The organism is Bacillus sp. GbtcB10, assembly GCF_019091365.1.
Lineage (GTDB): Bacteria > Bacillota > Bacilli > Bacillales > Bacillaceae > Bacillus > Bacillus altitudinis.
This window is the reverse complement of the sequence record NZ_JAGXJP010000436.1, coordinates 1-232: the sequence shown is the minus strand read 5'-3', so window position 1 is coordinate 232 and position 232 is coordinate 1. Positions and strand designations below refer to the sequence as shown.

General features: G+C 43.1%; 1 protein-coding gene. It reads left to right on the top strand.

The genetic code is table 11. From position 1 onward, the window contains the following. Positions 1-232, top strand: a 232-nt coding sequence (locus KVT11_RS20750; protein ID WP_254636547.1) for an alpha-amylase family glycosyl hydrolase, incomplete at both ends; no start/stop codon positions are given.

The following is a 232-nucleotide window of genomic DNA, read 5'->3' as shown; positions in this document are numbered from 1 at the left end:
GCGACCACCATTCATTTGATGCAAGGCCCTCCTTATATTTACCAAGGTGAAGAAATTGGGATGAAGAATCCTCGTTTTGAGGACATTACGACATACCGCGATATCGAATCACAGAATATGTACGAAGTCATGCTTGAAAAGGGGAAAACAAAGGAAGAAGCTTTGGCGATTTTACAGGGCAAACCAAGAGATAACGCAAGGACACCTATGCAATGGACGGCGGAAAAAAATG